Below are 4,606 nucleotides of genomic sequence, written 5' to 3'. Positions count from 1 at the left end.
CGTAATACGTGAAGTATAGCATCGGTTTCCCTAATGTTTCCAAGGAATTGATTTCCCAAACCTTCTCCTTTACTGGCGCCTTTTACCAGTCCGGCGATATCGACAATTTCAACTGTTGCCGGAAGCACGCGTTCCGGATTCACAAGTGATTCCAGTTTTTGCAATCTGGGATCGGGAACGTTTACCACACCAATATTAGGTTCAATGGTACAAAAGGGAAAGTTAGCACTTTGCGCTTTGGCATTTGACAAACAATTAAAAAGGGTGGATTTACCCACATTAGGAAGACCTACGATTCCGGCTTTCATATAACTTTATTTTAAAAGGTGCAAAGATATGCTTTCAAATGTAAATACTGCAATAAAAAAATGCCTGTAAATTATACAGGCATTTTAGAATCAAATTATATAATTTTTATGGCATATATTCATATGTCGCCTGAAGTCCTAACGGAAATCCGAGTGCCCAGTATGCGAGTAGGAATATTGTCCAGGCTATGGTAAAGACAATCGAGTAAGGAATCATCATGGATACTAAAGTCCCAATGCCTGTACTCTTGACATATTTTTGACAAAACACTACTACCAATGGAAAATATGGCATCAATGGTGTTACTATGTTTGAAACAGAATCTCCTACTCTGTATGATGCTTGGGTTAAATCAGGTGAAATGCCCAATTGCATCAACATAGGAACCATAATGGGCGCAATTAGTGCCCATTTCGCTGAAGCGGAACCTACAAAAAGATTCACGGCTGCAGTTAATAAAACAATTCCGACAATTGTAATTTCAGGAGCGAGCGCGAGTGCTTTTAGTCCTGCAGCACCTTTTAGTGCCAGTAAAGCACCAATATTAGATTTTCCGAAAGCATCTATAAACAATGCGCAGAAAAAAGCCATCACAATATAGTAACTCATTGATGTCATCGATTTTGACATACTGGTGATAATATCTTTTGAAGTTTTGAACGTTCCAGACATCATTCCATAAATTACTCCCGGAATTAGAAATACTATAAAAATCAAAGGAACAATTGAGCGCATCAGAGGTGCTGCAAAAGAAGTGATTTCTCCATCAGGAGCTCTAAGGGCTGAATCGGAAGGAGCGGCCCAAAGATAAAGACCCACTAAACTCAAAAGCATTATTAATGTCGCAACATAAAAGGATTTCTTTTCAAGTTTTGTGAGTTTTTCCATTTTTGGCTCGTCCTCTTCATCTACTTCTACTTTCACTCCTTTTAATCTTGGTTCAACAATTTTATCAGTAATATACCAGCCAACCAAAACAATAAGTAATGTTGAAGCTGAAGTGAAAAACCAGTTATTTAATGGGTTTAATTCCATTGCGGGATCAATTATTTGAGCGGCAGATTGCGTGAACCCTTGTAGTAAAGGATCTATTCCTGACGGAATAAAGTTTGCGCTAAACCCTCCTGAAACTCCAGCAAAAGCAGCAGCTATACCTGCTAGTGGATGTCTTCCAGCCGCATAAAAAATAACTGCTCCTAATGGAATTACTAATACATAACCAGCATCTGCTGCAGTGTGAGACACAATAGCTACTAGGATAAGCATAGGAGTTAATAGTTTTTTTGGAGTTATGTTCAACATAGACTTCAGTCCAGCGTTGATAAATCCAGAATAATCAGCAACTCCAACTCCAAGCATTGCTACAAGCACAATTCCCAGAGGCGCAAAGCTTGTAAATGTTGTTACCATATTGGCCAGAAAAGAAGCCATTTGATCCCCTTGCAACAAATTAATTACTTCAAGGGGGGTTCCGGTTCTCGGGTCGAGTTCTCCAAAAGTCATTGTTGACAAGATTGCTGAAAGCACCCAAACAATGAGCATTAATAAAAAGAAAAGAATGGCGGGGGCGGGGAGTTTGTTTCCTGATTTCTCAATAAAATCGAGTGCTTTGTTAACAAAGCCCTTTTTTTTGACTTCAGTAGTTTCTTCCATTTTTAAGGTTGTTAGTTTTCTGAAGGCTAAAATAGAAAATTAAACAGAATACTATTAATATCTAATGCAAATTAATCTTGGCTTTTAAAATTTATATTATAAATATTTTAGAAAAATATTATAATAATATTAAATATAAGTTAGGTTTCATAGCTTATATTTACCATATATTAACCAATAATTATATAGTTATGAAAATTACAGTCTTAATTACAATGGTTTTTTCACTATTATTTGTAACAAATGTGGAAGCTCAAAAAAATGAAAATGTTAAGAAAGAGACTACCGTAAAAAAAGTTACAGTAAAAGACACAAATACTGAAACAGTAGTTGATAAAGAAGTTAAAGAAACTAAAAGTAAATTAAAGGTTAAAGGCTCAAAAGAAACAAACCAAGATGCTGATGAAGTGATTGTGAAAGATCAAAAAATAAAAACAGTAGAGGTAATTGAAAAAGATGAAAATCTTAAAAATAAAGCAGCTATTGAAAAAGCTAAATTAGAAAAAGGTGAAAGAGTTGATGGTAAACAACGTGGCAAACCTTTAAAAGTATCTGACAGTAAAAATGTAAATACTAAAAATGATGATGGTGGAGGAAAATAAATCTCCATTAAACCCCTATTAAAAACCGGCTTTAAATTTTAAAGTCGGTTTTTTTATGTTTAAATTAGCAAGCTATTTTTATTTTTCTTCTATGAAACTATTTGTACTTTTTCCCATTTTATTATTAGTTTGTATGAATTCATTTTCACAACATAAAAAAGCGTATGCTCTCTTTGATAGTGAAGGTGAAGAAATAAATTATTATGAAATGCTTAATATGGTATCAAAAGCTGATGTTATACTCTTTGGCGAACAGCATAATAGCGCAATTGCGCACTGGTTACAATATGAATTGACAAAAGATTTAATCAACCAAAGAGATGTAAAGCTAGGTGCTGAAATGTTTGAAAGAGACAATCAAGAGGTAATAAATTCATATTTAAAAGGCGAGATCAATCAGAAGGGGCTTGATACACTTGCAAGGCTTTGGTCAAATTATAAAACAGATTATGCCCCACTGTTAAATATTGCGAAAACAAATCAATTAGAGTTTATAGCCACAAACATACCAAGGCAGTATGCCAATATGGTCTATAAAAATAGTTTTTCGGCTTTAGATACCCTTTCAAACGAAGAACTAAAATGGATAGCTCCATTACCTATTGAATTTGACCCTGAGCTTCCAACTTATCAAAACATCTTAACAATGATGGGGGATCACGGCACTCCTGAATTGGTAATGGCTCAGGCAATTAAAGATGCTACAATGGCATATTCCATTTTAGAAAACAAAGTAGAACAAGAAATGTTTATTCATTACAACGGTGCTTATCACAGTGATTATTTTGAAGGAATACTTTGGTATCTAAAACTTAAAGAACCAGATTTGAATTACAAAGTCATTTCTACAGTCACACAAAAAGATATTTCTCAATTAAATGAAGAGCATTTGAATAAAGCAGATTTCATAATTGTGGTGGATGAAAACGTAACAACTACATACTAATGCAATATTTAAAATATTTGTTGATATTATTTATAGGAGTTCAATTTATCAATGCACAGGAAATTGCCGTATTGAAATACAATGGAGGTGGTGACTGGTATGCAAATCCAACATCGCTACCCAACTTAATTAAATATACAAATCAATTTATCAATACCCGCATTGATTCAAGTCCTAAAACCGTAGAAGCTTCAAGTGTAGAACTCTTTAATTACCCTTTCATCCACATGACAGGGCACGGAAATGTATTTTTTACACCCGATGATGTCACCAATTTACGTAAATATCTATTGAGTGGTGGGTTTTTGCATATTGACGATAATTATGGGATGGACACCTACCTCAGACCAGAACTGGAAAAATTGTTTCCAGAAAATGAACTGGTTGAACTTCCGGCATCCCACCCTATTTTTAATATCCATTTTAAATTTCCAAATGGACTCCCAAAAATTCACGAGCACGATAATAAGCCCCCACAAGCTTTTGGTATCTTTGAGGAAGACCGACTCATGCTTTTATACACATATGAAACTGATTTAGGAAACGGTTGGGAAAACCATGAAATTCATAACAACCCTGAAGAGGTTAGACAAAAAGCTTTACAAATGGGTGCTAATATTATAAAATATGCTTTTGAAAATTAAATTACAATTATGCTTTCTAAGGAAATTACAAAAGGAATTTTAAGTGCTGTTGGGGCCTTATTCGGTATACTTATTTTAGGGTGGTTTCTCTTTAAAATTCAAAGTGTAGTTTTATATATCATTATAGCTGCAGTAATATCCTTAATTGGCCGTCCAATAATTCTTTTTTTTAAAAATCGTTTGCGATTCAATAATCTATTGGCAGTCATAAGTACTATGTTGTTGTTTTTTGGTTTTTTTATTGGTTTATTATTGCTTTTTATTCCCTTAATCAGGCAGCAAAGTCAAAATCTTTCTTTGTTAAATATTGATTCACTTTCTAAAACAATTGAAAATTTATATACTGAAATGTTAGCCTACTTTGCAGGGTCAAACATTGATATTGAATCACAGTTAGAAAATTCCGGATTTTTAAAAACTCTTGATTTTGGTTTTATTCCGGATTTTATAAA

Annotated in this window: 6 protein-coding genes; 4 read left to right on the top strand and 2 right to left on the bottom strand. The window is 33.9% G+C overall.

Annotation, left to right across the window (positions count from 1 at the left end; translation table 11 throughout):
- The coding region (locus tag AACY61_RS09025; RefSeq protein ID WP_339611248.1) for a GTPase at window positions 1-308 on the bottom strand (308 nt) is incomplete at its 3' end.
- A 106-nt stretch (window positions 309-414) separates the two neighbouring features.
- Window positions 415-1,962, bottom strand: coding sequence for an AbgT family transporter (locus AACY61_RS09020; protein WP_339611247.1), 1,548 nt, complete (start codon window positions 1,960-1,962; stop codon window positions 415-417).
- 191 nt (window positions 1,963-2,153) lie between these two features.
- On the opposite strand from AACY61_RS09020, the gene AACY61_RS09015 reads away from it, so the two are divergent.
- The 4 genes from AACY61_RS09015 to AACY61_RS09000 form a co-directional block, all read left to right on the top strand.
- The gene (locus tag AACY61_RS09015; protein WP_339611246.1) at window positions 2,154-2,564 is read left to right on the top strand and encodes a hypothetical protein; all 411 of its coding nucleotides are present in this window, start codon (window positions 2,154-2,156) and stop codon (window positions 2,562-2,564) included.
- Between the two features lie 133 nt (window positions 2,565-2,697).
- Window positions 2,698-3,510, top strand: a complete 813-nt coding sequence (locus tag AACY61_RS09010; RefSeq protein ID WP_339611245.1) for a ChaN family lipoprotein — start codon at window positions 2,698-2,700, stop codon at window positions 3,508-3,510.
- Window positions 3,510-4,154 (top strand): DUF4159 domain-containing protein, encoded by a 645-nt coding sequence (locus AACY61_RS09005; protein WP_339611244.1) that lies wholly within the window; start codon window positions 3,510-3,512, stop codon window positions 4,152-4,154. The genes AACY61_RS09010 and AACY61_RS09005 overlap by 1 nt, the downstream gene beginning before the upstream one ends.
- A gap of 9 nt (window positions 4,155-4,163) precedes the next feature.
- Window positions 4,164-4,606 (top strand): AI-2E family transporter (locus tag AACY61_RS09000; RefSeq protein ID WP_339611243.1); only part of this gene is annotated, 443 nt, incomplete at its 3' end.

This window comes from uncultured Planktosalinus sp., from assembly GCF_963973675.1.
Taxonomy (GTDB): domain Bacteria; phylum Bacteroidota; class Bacteroidia; order Flavobacteriales; family Flavobacteriaceae; genus Planktosalinus.
This window is presented reverse-complemented; position numbering and strand designations above follow the sequence as displayed.